A 16,971-nucleotide genomic window follows, 5' to 3' on the forward strand; every position below is an offset into this window, starting at 1 on the left:
GCCTGGCCTAGAGTTGGGGGCATGCAATTCGCGACGGTGAGTGCGGGGGAAGTGCCTGGGGTGCCGGGCCTGGATGATCTGCGGGCGCTGAAGCCGCTGCAGCAGCCGGAGTGGCCGGATTCCGCCACGTTGGACCAGGTGATCGGCGAGCTGCGCAAGCTGCCGCCGCTGGTGTTCGCCGGTGAGTGCGACGACCTGACCACCAAGATCGGTGCGGTCAGCCGCGGCGAGGCCTTCATCCTCCAGGGCGGCGACTGCGCGGAGACCTTCGACGGCGTGACCGCGGAGAACATCCGGGCCAAGCTGCGGGTCCTGCTGCAGATGGCCGTCGTGCTCCAGTACGCCGCGAGTGTGCCGGTGGTGAAGGTCGGTCGCATCGCCGGCCAGTACGCCAAGCCACGGAGCTCCGGTGACGAGACGCGGAACGGCGTCACGCTGCCGTCGTACCGGGGTGACGCGGTCAACGGGCTCGAGTTCACGCCCGAGGCGCGGAACCCGGACCCGCACCGGCTGCGCGGCGTCTACAACGCGGCCGCGGCCACGCTCAACCTGACCCGCGCGTTCACCACCGGTGGGTACGCCGACCTGCACCAGGTGCACGCCTGGAACACCGACTTCGTGAAGTCCTCGCCGGTCGGGCAGAAGTACGAGCGGCTGGCGTCCGAGATCGAGCGCGCGCTCTCCTTCATGCGGGCCTGCGGCGCCACCGCGGACGAGTTCAAGACTGTCGACTTCTACGCCTCCCACGAAGCGCTGATCCTCGAGTACGAGCACGCGCTGACCCGGATCGACTCGCGCACCCAGCAGCCGTACGACGTGTCCGGCCACCTGCTGTGGGTGGGGGAGCGGACGCGGCAGCTGGACGGCGCGCATGTCGAGTTCCTGGCCTCGCTGTCGAATCCCCTCGGTGTGAAGATCGGGCCGACCACGACCCCGGAGTACATCCGGACGCTGATCGACAAGCTGAACCCGAAGGGCATCGAAGGCAGGCTGACCTTCATCACCCGGATGGGCGCCGGCAAGATCCGCGACGGGCTGCCGCCGCTGTTGGAGGCCGTCCGCGACCACGGCTCGCCGATCGCGTGGGTGTGCGACCCGATGCATGGCAACACCTTCGAGACTCCGAACGGATACAAGACCCGCAACTTCGAGGACGTCATGGACGAGGTCCAGGGCTTCTTCGACGCACACGAGCAGGTGGGGACCTGGCCGGGCGGCATGCACATCGAGCTCACCGGCGACGACGTGACCGAGTGCCTGGGCGGCGGTGAGGAGCTGGTCGCCGAGGATCTGGTCAACCGCTACGAGACCGCCTGCGACCCGCGGCTGAACCGGCACCAGTCGCTCGAGCTCGCGTTCCTGGTCGCCGAGCGGCTGCGGGGCGCGCGAGCGTGATTGACCTGCGGTCCGACACCGTTACCCGGCCGTCGGCGGGGATGCTGGCGGCGATGACTTCGGCACCTCTCGGGGACGATGTGTACGGCGAGGACCCGACCATCAACCGGTTGGAGGAGACGGTCGCCGGACTGCTCGGGCACGAGGCCGGCTTGTTCACCGTCACCGGGTCGCTTGCGAACATGCTCGGCGTACGGGCGCTGGTGCCGCCTGGCGCGGAGATCCTGTGCGAGGCGAGCGCACACATCGCGCGGGCCGAGCTCGGCGCGCACGCGGCCGTCAGCGGCGTCACCACACGGACGTGGAGCGCGCCGGCCGGTCAGATCGACCTCGAGCAGATCCGCGCACTGATCGCGCCGGACCTCGGGTCGTACTTCGTCTCCACCGCGGCGGTGTCGGTCGAGAACACGCACAACTTCGGCGGAGGCGCGATCCAGCACGGGTACGACGCTCTGGCGGACGAACTGGATGGATTGGGGCTGCCGTTGCACCTGGACGGTGCGCGGCTGTGGAACGCGTCGGTGGCGTCTGGGGTGCCGGTCGCGGCGTACGCGTCGCGTGCGGCTGCTGCCAGCGTGTGCTTGTCGAAGGGCTTGGGTGCGCCGGTCGGCTCAGTGCTGGTCGGCTCGACCGAGCTGATCCGCGAGGCCCGCATCTGGCGCAAGCGCCTCGGCGGGGGCTGGCGCCAAGCCGGCGTACTCGCGGCGGCCGGTCTCTACGCGCTCGAGCACAACGTCGAGCGCCTCGCCGAAGACCACGCCAACGCGCGTCTCGTCGCCTCGATCCTCGCCGAGGCCGCCCCCGGCTCCGTCAAGCCCGACCAGGTCGAGACCAACATCGTGGTCGCCGACCTCGCCGCCACGGGCAAGACCGTCGCCCAGGTGGTCGAAGCTGCTCGCGCGACCGGCGTACTCGTCGGCGGTGTCGGCCACACCCAGCTCCGCGTGGTGACCCACCTCGACGCCTCGACCGCCGACTGCCGTACCGCGGCCGAAACCCTCGCCCGCATCCTTCAGTAGGCGAGGGTTCCGGCGCGTTCGGTCAGCGCAGGTGGTACGCGTCGATCGTGGTCAGGTCAGTCGTGTTCCCGTCCGCGTCGGCCAGGTGCAGCTTGAGCGAGACGGTCTTGCCCTCCTTCGGAGTCGGGAAGATCGCGGTGTACTCGCCGCCGCTGCCAGGAGCGAGCGGTGCCGTACGCCAGGTGGTGCCGCCGTCCGCGGAGTACTGCAGCGGTGCGGATGCGAGGCAGCGTGGCGCCGGGCTGAGCCTGGACGACCACGGGCAGCGTGGTGACCGGCGTACGCGCTGCGGTGTTGTTGATGTCGACCGTCGGCTGGTAACGAACGCCCAGGAGCGGAAGGTTCTTGGTGTCCGCGCCCGATGCGAAGCTCCAGCGCGCATCGATCCTGGTGGAGTAGGCCGCGTAGCTCGGTCGTGTGAGCGACGACTCCAGGACGTACTGCGCCTTCTCCGGGGCCAGACCACCGGCCGTGATGCTAGGCCCGGGTTCTGGGCCGTGAGGCCGATGGACAGGGCGAGCGCCGCGGCGGCGATCCACCGCGGTCTCGGTCTGGAGTGCACCATGTGCTTCCTCGTCAATTGGGCAGAGCCCGTCCGGGCAGACGGGCTCATCCTCACTTGCCCGAACGGCGCTCAGCAGTTCTCGCGACCGGATGCCGACCTCGGGCCGGTGGTCCGTGCGGGCCCGGGATAGGCTGCAGGCGTCGGGGTTCGCAGCGTTCGGGGAGAGCCGTGCGAGAGATCGTCGTGTTCAGCGGAAGTGCCCACACTGATTTGGCGGAGCGGATCTGTGCCGATCTCGGCGTACCGCTCGCACCGGTGGAAATCCATCGTTTCAGCAACGACTGCCTGCAGGTACAACTGCAGGAGAACTGTCGGCAGCGAGACGTGTACATCGTGCAACCACTGGTGCCGCCGACGCAGGAGCACCTGATGGAGCTGCTCCTGATGATCGATGCGGCCCGTGGCGCCTCTGCGGAGCAGATCACCGCCGTGATGCCGCACTACGCGTACGCGCGGTCGGACAAGAAGGACGCGTCCCGCATCTCGATCGGCGGTCGCCTCGTCGCGGACCTCCTGGTGACGGCCGGCGTCGACCGCGTCCTCACCATGGCTCTGCACGCACCTCAGGTGCACGGGTTCTTCTCGGTCCCGGTCGACCACCTGACCGCGATCGGCGTACTCGCAGACCACTTCCGCGGCCGCGACCTGACCGAGACGGTCGTGGTCAGCCCGGACCTGGGCAACGCGAAGACCGCCACCCAGTTCTCCCGGCTGCTCGGCCTCCCGGTCGCCGCCGGCAGCAAGCAGCGCCTGGCCGACGACCGCGTCATCATCGACGCGATCGTCGGCGACGTAGCCGGCAAGCGCGCGATCATCCTCGACGACGAGATCGCCACCGGCGGCTCGATCATCGAACTCCTCGACCGCCTGAAGGATCGCGGCTGCACCCAGGCCGCCGTAGCCACCACCCACGGACTGTTCGCCGGGAAGGCAGTGGAGCGGCTCCGGTCGCACCCGTCGGTCACCGAGGTGATCAGCACCGACACCGTCCCGCGGCCGGCCGGCTTCCCCGAGCTCCAGGTCAGCTCGGTCGCCGGGTTGTTCGCCGAAGCGATCAAGCGCATCCACGAGGGCGAGTCCGTCAGCAGCCTGTTCGACGGCGTAGACCCCACCCACGCCCCACCCCAACCCAAACTCCCGTTCTAGGGGTACTGGGCCGACCCGCGCCCGCGTGCGACTACTTGGCCGGCGCCCGCGGTCGAACGGACCGTTGCCGGCGGATGGCCGGCTGCTGATCGTGACAAACGGCAGGGTTCGTCGTGACAAACGACGGAGGTACGGCCCCGTCGGATCGTTAGGTTCTCGATGTGACTACTCGTACTGCGGAACGTAGCCCTCTCTCGGCACTCGCTTTCGGACCGCGGCTGCCGGTGCTGACTGGTGTTGTGTTTCTGGTGACGCTGGCGTGTGGGATCGCGCAACTGGTGTACCGGCCGCTGTATGCGCATGTGGTTCGGGACGCGTCTTATATCGACGACGGGCAGTGGTATCGCCTGCTGACGGGCATGTTCTTCCAGGACGGCTGGGCGTCGGGGCTGGTCTCGAACCTGATCCTGCTGGCCGTGGTCGGCTCGGTCGCCGAGCGCGTGTTCGGGCGGTGGCGGTGGCTGGTCCTCTACTTCGTCTGCGGATGGTTCGGGCAGCTCATGAGCTACGTGTGGCTCAACCCGGTTGGCGCGGGCAACTCGATGTGCGTCGCCGGTCTGATCGGCGGGCTGACGACGGTGATCCTTGTGGCTCCGCGCCGGTACGGCGTCACGCCACCACTGCAGCTGCGGATCCTGGCGCTCGCCGTCCCGGTGCTGGCCGTAGTCGACACGATCCTGCACGACAATCACGGCCTGCCCTGTCTGCTCGGCATGGTCGTTGGCTTCCTGCTTTTGCCTCACCCCGAGCGCTGATCGGACGTTGGTTCGGGGGAGGTGAGGTTGTTGGTGGCTAGCCAGTTGTCGACGTGGGTCATGGTGGTTTGGAGGATCTTGCCGAACAGGAGCATGTGGTCGGCGTCGGGAATTTCTTGGTAGGTGGCGTTGGGGTACTTCGAGGCGGTGGCGCGGCAGACTGCCGGGACCACGGTGAGGTCCCGGGCGCCGCCGAAGATCAGGACCGGGCCGGAGATCGCGGCGTAGTCGACGCGGGATGCCTTGCGGCGGTCGAGTTGTGGAAAGGCCATCTCGCAGTACGCGCGGCCCGACTCGCAGACGAGGTCCGCGAACCGCGCGCGGGAGTCCTCCAGCGTCTGCGTGATTCGCCCGCCGACCTGGAACTTCTCCCAGGTCGGACGGAGCGGCTTGGCCCAGGGCCGCGGCTGGAGGTAGTGGCTGAGGAACAGCCGGCTCATGGACGGGTACATGGCGAAGATCCCGGCCGCCGGGGCTGGGCACACCCCGATCAGACCGGCATGCGCCGTCCGGGCCGCGACGAGCTGGGCCAGCAACCCACCCAAGGAGTGTCCGACGATCAGCGGCGGCGAATCGAGTGACTCACACACCTCGACCAGATCGTCGGCGTAGTCCGTCAGGCTGAGCGTCGCGACCTGCGTCGATCCGTCCTGCAGAGGCAGTTCGTGATGGCGCAACGTCGGCGTATGAACAGCAAACCCACGGGCTTCGAACGCAGCCCGGGCCTCACGGAAGCTGCTCCCGCGACCCCAGGTCCCGTGAATGAGAACAACATGCTCGACAACGCTCATGGCGCCGAAACCTATCCGACCCGAGGGAGCAGCCGGGAGTGGTGTCGCGTGGGAGGATCGGGTGCATGGCGGATTCGGTGCGGATGGGTGTTGTTGGGGCGGGGAGTATTTCGGTGCGGGGGCTTCTGCCGCATTTGGGGCAGGGGGATCTTGCCGGGCGGGTGACGCTGGCGGCGGTGTGTGATCCGGTGCCGGGGCGGGCGGAGGCGGCGGCTGAGAAGTTCGGGGTGGAGCAGGGGTTCACGGAGTACGAGGACCTGCTGGCTCGTGGGGATGTCGATGCCGTGACGATTGCTTCGCCGATCGGGTTGCACTACGAGCAGGGCAAGCTGGCGTTGCAGGCCGGAAAGCATGTGCACTTCAACAAGACCATGACGATCACCGTCGCCGAGGCGACGGAGCTCATCGAGCTTGCCGCGGCCAACGACCTGCGGATTGTTGCCTCGCCGGGGGAGATGCTGCGTCCGCATCACGTCCGGACACGTGAGTTGATTGCCGAGGGCGTCATTGGGACGTTGTCCTGGGTGAGCTGTGGCGCGGCGTTCGGCACCTATCACGAGGACGAGGCCGTGCGCGGCGGCAGCGACGTACTGACGAACATCGATCCGTCGTGGTACTTCCGCAAGCCCGGTGGCGGGCCGATGTACGACATGACGGTGTACGGGCTGCACGCCGTCACCGGGATCCTCGGCCCGGCGAAGCGCGTGACGGCGATGTCCGGCGTACGGATTCCCGTGCGGACCAGCGGAGGGACGGAGGTACGGACGGATGCCGACGACAACACCATCGTGCTGATCGACTTCGGTGACAACCTGTTCTGCGTCGCGACCGGGACCGCCGCAGGAGGGATGCGGGGCGGCTTCGGCGGTGCGTACTACGGGACGAAGGGGACGATCGACGGACTGCTGCTCAACGATGAGCCGTTCGACTTCCCCAACCGCAACCCCGCCGAACTCTCGCCGCGTGGTCCGGGCAACCAGGCACTGCTTCCGCACGTGACCGGTGTGCACCGCGAGATCGAGGAGCAGCACGTGTACGAGGACGTCATGCAGCTGGTCGACTGGGTCCGCGAGGGCAAGCCTTCGATCGTCACCGCCGAACACGCGCGCCACGTGATCGACATCATCGAGGCCGCGTACCGAGCCTCCGCAACCGGTCAGACGCAGAACCTCACGACCACCTTCTGACAGATCACGGAGGCCCGAAGGCGTCAGCCCTCGCAGCACACCCTGTGGAGCCACTCGGGTTCGTGCCACCAGTAGGTGTTGTCGTGTGAGTGCGCCTGCTCCCGGGTGAGCGGAGTCGGCGCATTCGCGGGAGCCGGTACGGCGGCCGTCGTCCGGGCGCCACCGGAGTACGGCGCCAGCAGGTCGTCGACCGTGTGCAGCTTGCCGGCGACCATCACCCGGTCCACCGCGGCGGCGACCCGGATGTCGGCCAGCGGATCGCCGGTCACGAACGACAGGTCGGCCTGAGCTCCCGGCTTGATCACGCCGAGCTTGTCCTCGAGGTTCAGCCACCGCGCCGGGTTGCGCGTCGCGGTCGTCAGAGCCTCGTACGGCGTGAAGCCACCGGCGACCATCGATCGCAGGTTGGCATGCGTGGACACCGCGACGTTGTCGAGCGGGCTGTCGGTGCCGCAGATCACGAATCCACCGCCGCGGTGGATCCGCAGCACCATGTCGACGTTGCCGCGCAGCAACTCCCGCGTGGTCACGCCCGCTGGTCCTGCCGCCGTGTTCACCTCGGTCTGCAGAGCGGCGTACTCCCAGGACGGGAACAGCGTGGTCGTCCGCCGGTCGGTGAGCAGGCTCGGGTCGTCAACGTGCGCCATTGTCGAGTTGAACAGTGTCGGCGTGACCGACAGCCCGGCCTTGGTGAACAGCGTGACGACATCGGCGTACGCGCGGCCGAGCCGGCTGACCGTGTGCGAGTAGCCCAGCCGGTTCGTCGCGCCGGTGTGCTCCATCCCGTCCATGCCGAGGTGCTCGGCCGGATAGAGGTAATGCGACGACAGCTGCAGTCCGAGTCGGTGGACGGCGGCGATCGCGCGACGCTGGTAGTCGATCGGCAGGCGCACGTACGTTTTCACCAGGTCGTACGCAAGACCCTCGACCCGGTCGAGCTCCAGACCGAGTTGCCGTACCGACAGCGTCGGCCGCATGAAGTTGTAGTAGACCCGCGACCCGTCGATCGCCTCACCGGTCGCGAAGTACCGCGGCCCGACCAGCGACCCGTGGGCGAGCGCCTCCCGCGTCTCCTGCATCTGATAGACCGGATCGCCGGGCGACCGCGTGGTCGTGATGCCGTACGACAGCCACAGGTTGCCCTGCCGCGCACCCCACGCCCGCCCACGCAGGTGCCAGTGGTTGTGCGCATCAATCAAGCCAGGCATCACCGTCAGCTCCGACGCGTCGATGTCCGCGCGCCCCTGATGCGGCCGTACGGCGGCAATCCGCGACCCGTCCAGTACGACGTCGACGTCGCGGCGCAGCGTGGTCGCGCGGCCATCCCACAGGGCGCCGGCGTGGATCGTGACGTGCTGGTTGACAATCGCCCGGCGCCACTGCAGGTCGAGCTTGATGGTCTGCGGGCGAGAGCCGCGCAGAGTCGTGCGCCGCAGCCGGCCGTTGTTCAGGTAAAGCAAGGTCTCGTTGTCCTGCCAGACCGGCGAGTCGGTGACCTCGTCGGTGATCGCCCTCGGCTCGGCGGTGAACCGCCCGCGTTCGTCGACGGGAGCGACGTACAGCAGGCTCTCGACGACGAAGGCGAGCCACTTGCCGTCGGGAGAGAAGACCGGGCCATCGTCGCCGCGGGTGGCCAGTGAGCGGAACGGCATCGGCTCGACGTACTCCAGCGCCGTCGTGGCGACATCGACGTACAGGAGCTGGCTGGTGCCTTCGCGGAACCGCTTGGAGAACGGCCTGACCGCCGCCAGCACGATCGTCGTCCCGTCCCGCGACCAGCCCACCCGGCCGGGCTGGAACAACGTCGGTGTCAGCTGACGGACCTGGCCGGAGGAGAGATCGAGCACCCACGCGATCCCGTCCTGATCCTGGTACGCGACCTGCTTCCCGTCCGGGGAGAACCGCGGCGCGGTCTGTGCCCCGGGCAACGACGAGAGCTTGCTGTCGGCACCGGTCTTCAGGTCGTGCAGCCACAGGTCCGCGGTCCCGTCCCGATCGCCGGCGTACAGCAACTTGCTGCCGTCCGGCGAGAAGTCGGGATCCGAGTTGAAGTAGCCGTCGGCAACCAGTTGGCGTGGTTGCCCATGGCCGCTCGTTGCCGCCAGCCACAACGCGTTCAGGGACCGGAACGCGATCCACTCGCCGTCCGGCGACGCGGTCGGGCAGGCGATCCCGAGCACCGGCCGGCGCGCGGTCGACTCCAGGTCCGGCACCTTCGGCCGCGGCCGCTTCGCCGTCACCGGGACGGTCGCGGTGAACGGTACGACGGTATGCGCGCCGCCGGCGCTATGTCGCAACACGTGTCCGTCGGCGGTGTAGAAGACATCGCTCGCGGATGCCCACGAGGGCGGTACGGCGAACACGTCCTTCCCACTCGTCACCTTCTCACCGCCGACGACCAGGTCACACACCGGTCCCGCCAGCCGGACGTACGCCAGCTGACCGGTGGGGGAGTACGCCGGTCCGTACAAAGTAATCCCGGTCTCTGCGGCGACCAGCGTCGTACGCTCACCGGTGGTGAGGTCGAGCTGGACGATCGACGCGGCGTCGACGGTGAAGGCGATCTTGATGCCGTCGGCGGAGACGGCGGGCTCGGCCTCATCGCTCGGGTCGTCCGTGAGGGCAACGATCTTGCCGCCGGACAGGTCGAGTCGGTGGATGCCGTAGCCGCCGTTGCCGCCGCGGTCGGAGGAGAAGACGATCGACCGGCCGTCGGGCGTGAAATGCGGTTCGCGGTGGTCGTACCGGCCGCTGGTCAGCTGAGTGAGACCGAGGCCGTCAACCCCGATCGTCCACAGGTGGAAGTTGCCGTCGCGGTACGACTGGAACACGATCCGCCGGCCGTCCGGCGACCAGCGTGGCCGGGTCGCGTCCTGCAGGTCGTCGGTCAGCCGCCGCGACTCACCGCCCGCGGACGGTGTCACCCAGATCGCGGTGACCAGGTCGAAGGCCAGCCAGCGGCCGTCGGGGGAGACCGCGACCATGAAGTTGGTGCCCTCCGACAGCAGGGCCTGATTGCCGGCCGCCTGTGCAGCAGAGGCGGTCGAGGTTGCGGACGCGGTGGTGGTGACCGCGGCCAGACCTCCGGTGAGTTGCAGAGCGCGGCGCCGCGAGATGCTCCAGGATCCGGGGGTGTGGGCGTCATGAGGCACGATGCGATTCCAATCCCTAGGGGGCGGTGGGAGCTCACACAATGTGCCAGGACCGTCGATGGTGCACGATCCTGTCCGGCGGTTCGATCGCCCAACGGCCCGTGCGCTGCGACGAACGGCGAACGTCTATCGTCTGCGCCATGCCTTCCGTGTCTCCCCGGCTCCGGGCGCTCGGCGCCGCCGTGCTCTGCATCGTGATCGCACTCGTCGCCGGGCTCGCGCTGGACAGCCGGCTCGACCGGCACTGGATCCTGCGCGGCCTGACGCTCGTCCTGGCGTTGTGCTGCGCCGCCTTGCTGCTCACCGACCAGACCCGCCGCATCCGCCAGGTCGTCACGGCGATCGGCCTGGCGATGTTCGGCCTGGTCATCCCGGTGACCCAGACGACCTGGGCTACGCCGCCGGAGATCGAGTTCGCCCTCGCGGTAGCCACTGACGCCGAGAACGCGGCCACCAAGGCCGCGCGCAGCGCGGTCACGATCGAGGACGTGAAGTCGGCCGCCGAGTCCCGTGGCGGCGCGATCGGCTCGCTGAAGACCGACAAGACCCCGGAAGTCCGCGGGGCCACCGCGTTCCCCCTGATCGTCCGCGCCAAGGCCGACCAGGGCCGTCCATGGGCCTGTGTGTCCTTCGAGCACGGCCTGGACGCCAAGGTCCGCCCCTGCTGATCAGTCGGCGTGGTCCACTTGGTGGGCAATCGATTTCTCACGGACCCTGCCGCGGCCTAGGGTCGCGGTATGACTCTTGGGAATCTGTCCGGCATCAGCGCGCTCGCCGACGTCGAGTCGCGGTCCATCAGTGCGGAGAACCCGACCGGCGAGCCCGGGCAGGGTGGCCGGCGGACCGAGGGGACCGGGGCCCGCGCGGCCCGGGATCTCGGTCAGGGCTGGAAGGTGTCGCCGTCGATCGAGATCGGCCCGGGCGAGACCGTCACGCTCGCGGACATCGCCGGTTCGGGCTGCATCACCCACATCTGGCTGACGACGCACGTCGACCACTGGCGGCGGCTGGTGCTGCGCGCGCACTGGGACGGCGACGACGCGCCCGCGATCGAGACGCCGGTCGGAGACTTCTTCTGCTCCGGCTGGGGCAAGTTCGCCCAGGTCAACTCGCTGCCGGTGGCGGTGAACCCGAACGGCGGCTTCAACTGCTACTGGGAGATGCCGTTCACCGAGCAGGCCACAGTCACGTTGGAGAACACGCACGACGAGAAGGTGGTCGTGTACTTCCAGGTGGACTACTGGCTGGGCGCCGTACCGGACAAGTCGGCGTACCTGCATGCACAGTGGCGGCGGAGCAACCCGCTGCAGTCGAAGACCGTGCACACGCTGCTGGACGGCGTGGAAGGGCCGGGCCACTACGTCGGGACGTACGTCGCCTGGGGCGTCAACAGCACGGGCTGGTGGGGCGAGGGCGAGGTGAAGTTCTACCTCGACGGCGACGACGAGTTCCCGACCATCTGTGGCACCGGCACCGAGGACTACTTCGGCGGCGCGTGGAACTTCGACGTGCCCCACCTCGGCGGCTACACCGAGTTCAGTACGCCGTACCTCGGCATGCCGCAAGTGATCCGGCCGGACGGGCAGTACGCGAGCCAGCAGCGGTTCGGGATGTACCGCTTCCACCTGCCCGACCCGATCCGGTTCAAGGAGCGGCTGCGGGTCGACGTACAGGCCCTCGGCTGGCGGTCGGGAGGCCGCTATCTGCCGCTGCAGGACGACATCGCGTCGACCGCGTTCTTCTACTCGGCCAAGACGAGTACGGCGCGCCCCGAGGCGCCGGTGTACGACGTGATGGAGATCTGCTAACCGGGAATCGGTAGCGGCTTGTGCAATGCCGCGCCGGTGAGGACGACCAGGGCCGAGGTCCAGCCCAGGGGAGCCTCGCCGGCCGGCTCCAGGTCGCGATTGACCTTCTCCGGCAGCGCGCCGGTGCTGGTCCGGTAATGGTCGAGCCAGGACAGCAACGATTCAGCGGTCGCCCGGTCTCCGCGGGCCGCCGCGCTCAGCGCGAACAACGCCGTCTGCGGCGTCCAGGCCACGCCGTCGGTGCGCCAGTCCTCGCCCGGCGTCACGCCTCCGTTCGGCTGCGTCAGTACGCCGCGAGTCCGGTCGATCGCCGTGGACACGGCCTCCCGGGCCGGAGCGAACGGTGGTCCGAGCACGGTGACGATCGCATCGGCACCACCACCGATCCCGATCGGCTCGAGTCCCGGCTCCAGGAAGCTCACCGCGTGAGCCGGCGTTCGCGGATAGTCCGGACCGAAGACGCGATCTGTTGCTGTGGACAGCTTGTCGAGTGCGGCCCGCCAGCGCGCGGCCTCGTCGCCGTGGTTCTGTTGCGTGGCGATCTGAATCGCGGCGCGGAGGCCGGTGAGGAGCGGGGCGACGATGCCCAGCGTCACCGTCGACTCGGGCCGCTCCCAGTAGTCGGGGGACGGCGCGGGCAGTCCGTCCGGGGTCAGCTCGGAAACAATCTCGTCAGCGGACTCGCGGACCAGCTCCCAGTACTTCGCGCCGGCCCGGCAGAACCAGGTTGCCCAGAGCACCCATCCCGATCCGTCGAGCTGTGGCTCACGTCCGTCGCGGATCACCTCGCCGGTCGCGGAGTACCGGGCTTCCCAACGGCCCGACGACGCCTTGATGCCGTCGAGGAAACGCAGTACCCGGTCGGCTTGGTCGTACTGTCCGATCGAGCACCGTGCCGCGGCGACGAACGACGCGTCGCGGGGCCAGACGAACCGCCAGGGGCCGTCCCAGCCCGCCAGCGTGGCGCCGCTGGGGAGGGTGAGTGCGTCGAGGTCGGCGATCGCGTGCTGCATCAGCTCGCCGCGCTCTCCCGCGGACTGCGCGGCCCCGTGGATCGGTACGCCGTCCGCGACCAGCCGGGGTTGTGGGTTGCGCGCGAGGTTGTTCGCCGTACCGGCGGCCAGGATCGTCAGCAGAACGACGATCACCACGGCCGGGAACCACCGGTCCCGTCGCGCGCTGTCGTCCCGCATCGTTCCCCCTACTGGGCCAGGTGTTGCACTTCCGCCTCGAACTTGCGCCGCGGTGCGAGTTCGACCAAGTACATCGCTGACACGACCAATGCGCCACCTACCAGCATGCGCCACGTCACGCTCTCGGACCCGAACAGGACCGCGAAACCGGACGCGAACACCGGCTCCATCGTCATCGCGATGGCGGCCCGGGTCGGGGTGAGATGCGCCTGTGCCCAGGTCTGCACGATCAGCGCGAGCGCGCCGGCGACCAGGGCCATATAGATCACCCTGACCCAGTCGCCTCCGGTGGCCGGGACTGCGAATCCGCCGGGCAGCGCGCCGATCGCACAGACCATCGTGATGACGATCATCTGCAGCGCCGACAAGCCGAAGGCGTTCCGCGGGGTGGACCACGCGCCCAGCCCGATGATGTGCAGGGCGTAGAGACCGGCCGAGGCGAGGGTGAGCAGCTCGCCGGTGCCCAGGCTGAGGCCCTGCAGCGACAGGACGCCGAGCCCGACGGTGGCGAGGAACACAGCGACCCAGGCCCACCGGCCGATCTTGTGCCGGAGGATGACGGCGGCCAGCAGCGGCGTGAAGACGACGTACATGCCGGTGACGAACCCGGACACGCTCGCCGACGTGTGCCGCAGGCCTTCGGTCTGAACCAGCTGGGCGATGCCGTAGGTGATGCCGAGGGCAACGGCCCGCCCGCGGTCGAGCCGGCTCAGGCGGGAGATCGCCGGCGGGTGCACCAGCACGAGCGCGAAGGACGCGATCAGGAACCGCAACGCCAGGTAGTCGGCGACGTCCATCCTGGTGAGCAGGTCCTTGGTCAGGAAGAACGTGGATCCCCACGCCGCCGCGACCGCGAGCAGGGCCAGCACGGCCAGACGTGGGTGGTTCACGCCGGACATCTCATCAGACGCCTTGCACAGAAGGCAAAACGGATCAGAGGACGGTGATCACGATGGTGCTGCCGGGCTGAGCCTTCTTCCCGGCGCCCGGGTCCTGCGCCGCGACGATGTTCAGCCCGAGGTTGAACGGCGCCTTCTCCACCTTCACGATGAAGCCCGCGTCGGTGAGAATCTTCTGCGCGTCGGCGAGACTCTTGCGCTTGACGTCCGGAACGTCCTGCAGCGGTGGGCCCTTCGACACCACCAGCTGGACCTTGTCCTTGGCGAACAGGGTGCCGGTGTTCGGGGTCTGGCTGATGACGTTGCCTTCCGGCACCTTCTCGTCGTACTGCTCGGTGCGGCCGACCAGGAGGCCGAGCTTGCGCAGTTGCCTGTTCGCGTCCTGGTACGACTTCCCGGTCGTGTCCGGCACGGTGATCGGCTTCTTGCCCTTGCTGACCACGAAGTTGACCGCGTCCCCGGGCTTGACGACCGTGTCGAACTTCGGGCTGAACGCGATCACCCGCCCGGTCGGCACGGTCTCGTTGTACTGCTCGACGATCTGGCCGGCGTTCAGCTTGATCGGCGCCAGCGCGTTCTTCGCGGCCTCCAGCTCCAGTCCGGCCAGCTGGGGCACGCGGTACCGCTCCGGGCCCTTGGAGACGGTCAGGTTGATCTCGCCGTTCTTCGGGATCCGGTCACCCGCGGCCGGGTCGGTCGACACCACTTGACCCCTGGGCACGTTCTCGGAGAAGTCCTGGTTGGCCAGAGTGGTCCGCAGTCCGGCCTTCTCGGCCTCGGCGGCTGCCACCGCCGGGACCATGCTCACCAGGTTGGGCGTGCTCGTGTAGCGGTGGATCCCGTAGTACCAGGCCGCCGTACCGATCCCGATGGCTGCGGCCAGGATCAGGACCAGCGCGATCAGTCCGCGGCCCCGGCGCGGCGGCGGCGCCTGGACCCGGGTCGCCGGGCCACCGGTCGGCCGCCCCTTCTCCACCGGTACGACGATCGTGTCGTGGCGCAGGACGTGACCGTTCTCACCCGCCAGCGTCGGCACATCGCGGGTGTAGCCGTCGTCGTACCCACTGTCCTGACGGATCTGCTGGATCGGCACCGTGAGGTCGCCGGTGAGCTCCGGGTCGTCCGGCAGGCCGTCCTCGAGCGCACTGCGGACCCGGTGCACCTGCCGGCTCAGCACCCGCGCGTCGGCGGGACGCAGATCCCGGTCCCGGGCCGTCGCCCGCTGCACCAGCGCATCGACGTACGGCGGGATACTCGGCACCTCGAGCGACGGTGGGGGAACATCGGCGTGCACATGCGCGTAGGCGACCTGGATCGGGGTGTCGCCGGAATGCGGCTTGTTCCCGGTGAGCATCTCGTACAGCAGGATGCCGGAGGAGTAGACGTCCGAGCGGGCGTCCGCACTGCCGTCGGTGACGAGTTCGGGCGCCAGGTACGACACCGTGCCCATCAGCAGGCCCTGGGTCGCGGTGTTGCCGGTCGCGCTGACCGCCCGGGCCAGGCCGAAGTCGGCGACCTTCACCACGCCGTTGTCGGCGATCAGCACGTTCTCGGGCTTGATGTCGCGGTGGACGATGCCGGCGTCGTGGGCGGCGGAGAGCGCGGACAGGATCGGAGCCAGCAGATCCAGCGCCCGGGCGGGGGTGAGCGGCGCCTGCTCGCGGATCACGTCCCGCAGCGTGCGGCCGGGCACGTACTCCATCGCCAGGAACAGGGTGCCGTCGTCGTCACCCTGGTCGAAGACGGCGACCACGTTCGGGTGCGAGAGCCGGGCGGCGGCCCGCGCCTCGGCGACGAACCGGCGGGCGAACTGGGCGTCGTCGCCGAGTCCGTCGTGCATCACCTTCAGGGCGACGGTCCGGTCCAGCCGCGTGTCGAGGGCCTGGTAGACGGTGGCCATCCCGCCCTTCGCGACACGCGCGCCCACGCGGTACCGTCCGTCGAGCACTCGCCCGACGAGGCGGTCGCTGACCTGCGTGTCCACGTCGTCCGTCACTTGCGGTGAGCCGCCTCTCGAAGCCGTCCTGCTCAGAGAGTGTAGATAAGGGCTCAGCGTGACGGCGCCAGGCTCACCGCAGTGGGTCCCAGCCGCGTTCCAGTTGTGCCTTGATCCGGAGGACGTTCTTCACATACAGCTTCGTGTCCGGATACATGCCGTTCTTCGTGACCCCGCCGAGGCCCTGGTAGTACCCGGCGACCGCGATATCGAGCTTCGCGGCGCCGGTCAACCGGTCCAGCAGCACCACACCGGCGGTGACGTTGTCCTGCGGCTTGAGCAGGTCCAGGTTGCGCCCGACGATGCCGGACACGAACCGTCCGGTCGACGGGATGACCTGCATCGCGCCGACGGCGTTGGCGGGGGAGACCACCCGCTGCTTCCAGCCCGACTCCTGCCAGCTGACCGCGAGCGCCAGCTCAGGGTCGACGCCGTACCGCTTCGAGGTGCTGACGATCAGGCTGCGCAGCTGCGTCCGGGTCGGCAGCTTGCGCTTCTTCAGGGCCGCCCGGTTGCGGTTGGCCTGGGCGACGATGTGGTCGGCGTACGTGCGGCCGGCGAAGGTGTTGTTCTTCGTCTTGGCCGGTGCCTTGGCCTTGGGCTTCGGCTTGATCGTGACCGGCACCTGCAGCGGTTTCCCGGCGTAGATGCGGTCGCTGACCTTCAATCCGTTGGCGGCCAGCAGATTGGCCTGCGAGCACCGGAATCGCTTGGCGATCTTCGTGATCGTGTCGCCCGGCTTCACCACGTAGGTGACCCGGCCACCCGCGACCGTGCGCTTGGCCGGGTGGCCGGAGGCGGTCCTGGCCTTCTGGCCCGGCACCTTGAGGGTCTCGCCGGCGTAGATCGCGTTCCCGTTGCCAGGGAGATTGTTCAGGGCAACCAGGGCCTTGACCGTGGTCCCGTAGCGGGCGGCGATGTGGCTGAGGGTGTCGCCGTCCTTCACCTTGTACGCCCCGAAGCCGGGCGAACCTGCGGTGATCACCGCGGCGGCCAGCACTGGAACGGCAAGCCCGGTCACTATCCGTACGACGTTACGCATCGATCCATCTCCCCGTGTGAGCG

General features: G+C 68.9%; 14 protein-coding genes. 7 read left to right on the forward strand and 7 right to left on the reverse strand.

What is annotated here, in order from left to right:
- The first annotated feature begins 21 nt into the window (after positions 1-21).
- Positions 22-1,395 carry a class II 3-deoxy-7-phosphoheptulonate synthase gene (locus ACIBG5_RS01520; RefSeq protein WP_396389478.1) on the forward strand — a complete coding sequence of 458 codons (1,374 nt, stop codon included), beginning with the start codon at positions 22-24 and terminating at the stop codon, positions 1,393-1,395.
- Positions 1,392-2,414, forward strand: a complete 1,023-nt coding sequence (locus ACIBG5_RS01525) for a threonine aldolase family protein (RefSeq protein WP_396389479.1) — start codon at positions 1,392-1,394, stop codon at positions 2,412-2,414. Before ACIBG5_RS01520 ends, ACIBG5_RS01525 begins: the two co-directional genes overlap by 4 nt.
- A 22-nt stretch (positions 2,415-2,436) precedes the next feature.
- On the opposite strand, the gene ACIBG5_RS01530 is transcribed toward ACIBG5_RS01525, so the two are convergent.
- Positions 2,437-2,796: a hypothetical protein gene (locus tag ACIBG5_RS01530; protein ID WP_396389480.1), complete on the reverse strand. Its 360-nt coding sequence runs from the start codon at positions 2,794-2,796 to the stop codon at positions 2,437-2,439.
- A 351-nt stretch (positions 2,797-3,147) separates the two neighbouring features.
- Between ACIBG5_RS01530 and ACIBG5_RS01535 the strand changes: the two genes are divergently transcribed.
- Both ACIBG5_RS01535 and ACIBG5_RS01540 read left to right on the forward strand, forming a co-directional pair.
- Positions 3,148-4,125 (forward strand): ribose-phosphate pyrophosphokinase, encoded by a 978-nt coding sequence (locus ACIBG5_RS01535; protein WP_360449587.1) that lies wholly within the window; start codon positions 3,148-3,150, stop codon positions 4,123-4,125.
- 239 nt (positions 4,126-4,364) lie between these two features.
- Positions 4,365-4,880, forward strand: a complete 516-nt coding sequence (locus ACIBG5_RS01540; RefSeq protein ID WP_396389482.1) for a rhomboid family intramembrane serine protease — start codon at positions 4,365-4,367, stop codon at positions 4,878-4,880.
- On the opposite strand, the gene ACIBG5_RS01545 is transcribed toward ACIBG5_RS01540, so the two are convergent.
- The gene (locus ACIBG5_RS01545) at positions 4,865-5,671 is read right to left on the reverse strand and encodes an alpha/beta hydrolase (protein WP_396389483.1); all 807 of its coding nucleotides are present in this window, start codon (positions 5,669-5,671) and stop codon (positions 4,865-4,867) included. The two genes, ACIBG5_RS01540 and ACIBG5_RS01545, sit on opposite strands and share 16 nt — an antisense overlap.
- Positions 5,672-5,736: 65 nt before the next feature.
- On the opposite strand from ACIBG5_RS01545, the gene ACIBG5_RS01550 reads away from it, so the two are divergent.
- A complete protein-coding gene (locus ACIBG5_RS01550; RefSeq protein WP_396389485.1) occupies positions 5,737-6,858 on the forward strand; it encodes a Gfo/Idh/MocA family protein in 1,122 nt (373 codons plus the stop codon).
- A 23-nt stretch (positions 6,859-6,881) separates the two neighbouring features.
- Here the strand turns inward: ACIBG5_RS01550 and ACIBG5_RS01555 are convergent, their stop codons facing one another.
- The gene (locus tag ACIBG5_RS01555) at positions 6,882-10,010 is read right to left on the reverse strand and encodes an amidohydrolase family protein (protein WP_396389486.1); all 3,129 of its coding nucleotides are present in this window, start codon (positions 10,008-10,010) and stop codon (positions 6,882-6,884) included.
- 140 nt (positions 10,011-10,150) lie between these two features.
- Between ACIBG5_RS01555 and ACIBG5_RS01560 the strand changes: the two genes are divergently transcribed.
- Positions 10,151-10,678, forward strand: a complete 528-nt coding sequence (locus ACIBG5_RS01560; protein ID WP_396389487.1) for a hypothetical protein — start codon at positions 10,151-10,153, stop codon at positions 10,676-10,678.
- Between the two features lie 69 nt (positions 10,679-10,747).
- On the forward strand, positions 10,748-11,818 hold the full coding sequence (locus ACIBG5_RS01565; protein ID WP_396389488.1) for a glycoside hydrolase family 172 protein: 1,071 nt from the start codon (positions 10,748-10,750) through the stop codon (positions 11,816-11,818).
- Here the strand turns inward: ACIBG5_RS01565 and ACIBG5_RS01570 are convergent.
- The 4 genes from ACIBG5_RS01570 to ACIBG5_RS01585 form a co-directional block, all read right to left on the reverse strand.
- A complete protein-coding gene (locus tag ACIBG5_RS01570; protein ID WP_396389489.1) occupies positions 11,815-13,011 on the reverse strand; it encodes a glucoamylase in 1,197 nt (398 codons plus the stop codon). The two genes, ACIBG5_RS01565 and ACIBG5_RS01570, sit on opposite strands and share 4 nt — an antisense overlap.
- A gap of 8 nt (positions 13,012-13,019) precedes the next feature.
- Entirely contained in the window at positions 13,020-13,901 is an 882-nt protein-coding gene (locus tag ACIBG5_RS01575; RefSeq protein WP_396389490.1) for a DMT family transporter, read from the reverse strand.
- 43 nt (positions 13,902-13,944) lie between these two features.
- A complete protein-coding gene (gene pknB, locus ACIBG5_RS01580) occupies positions 13,945-15,906 on the reverse strand; it encodes a Stk1 family PASTA domain-containing Ser/Thr kinase (protein WP_396389491.1) in 1,962 nt (653 codons plus the stop codon).
- A gap of 73 nt (positions 15,907-15,979) precedes the next feature.
- Positions 15,980-16,948, reverse strand: coding sequence for a LysM peptidoglycan-binding domain-containing protein (locus tag ACIBG5_RS01585; RefSeq protein ID WP_396389492.1), 969 nt, complete (start codon positions 16,946-16,948; stop codon positions 15,980-15,982).
- Between the last annotated feature and the right edge of the window lie 23 nt (positions 16,949-16,971).

Origin of the sequence: Kribbella sp. NPDC050241 (assembly GCF_044459685.1) — a bacterium.
Lineage (GTDB): Bacteria > Actinomycetota > Actinomycetes > Propionibacteriales > Kribbellaceae > Kribbella.

Excerpts from the sequence above, each read along its gene's own strand:
- ACIBG5_RS01530 (WP_396389480.1), bottom strand. The coding sequence starts at position 2,796 with ATGCGCGCTGGAGCTTCGCATCGGGCGCGGACACCAAGAACCTTCCGC.
- ACIBG5_RS01570 (WP_396389489.1), bottom strand. The coding sequence starts at position 13,011 with ATGCGGGACGACAGCGCGCGACGGGACCGGTGGTTCCCGGCCGTGGTG.
- ACIBG5_RS01520 (WP_396389478.1), top strand. The coding sequence starts at position 22 with ATGCAATTCGCGACGGTGAGTGCGGGGGAAGTGCCTGGGGTGCCGGGC.
- ACIBG5_RS01585 (WP_396389492.1), bottom strand. The coding sequence starts at position 16,948 with ATGCGTAACGTCGTACGGATAGTGACCGGGCTTGCCGTTCCAGTGCTG.
- ACIBG5_RS01560 (WP_396389487.1), top strand. The coding sequence starts at position 10,151 with ATGCCTTCCGTGTCTCCCCGGCTCCGGGCGCTCGGCGCCGCCGTGCTC.
- ACIBG5_RS01545 (WP_396389483.1), bottom strand. The coding sequence starts at position 5,671 with ATGAGCGTTGTCGAGCATGTTGTTCTCATTCACGGGACCTGGGGTCGC.
- ACIBG5_RS01550 (WP_396389485.1), top strand. The coding sequence starts at position 5,737 with ATGGCGGATTCGGTGCGGATGGGTGTTGTTGGGGCGGGGAGTATTTCG.
- ACIBG5_RS01565 (WP_396389488.1), top strand. The coding sequence starts at position 10,748 with ATGACTCTTGGGAATCTGTCCGGCATCAGCGCGCTCGCCGACGTCGAG.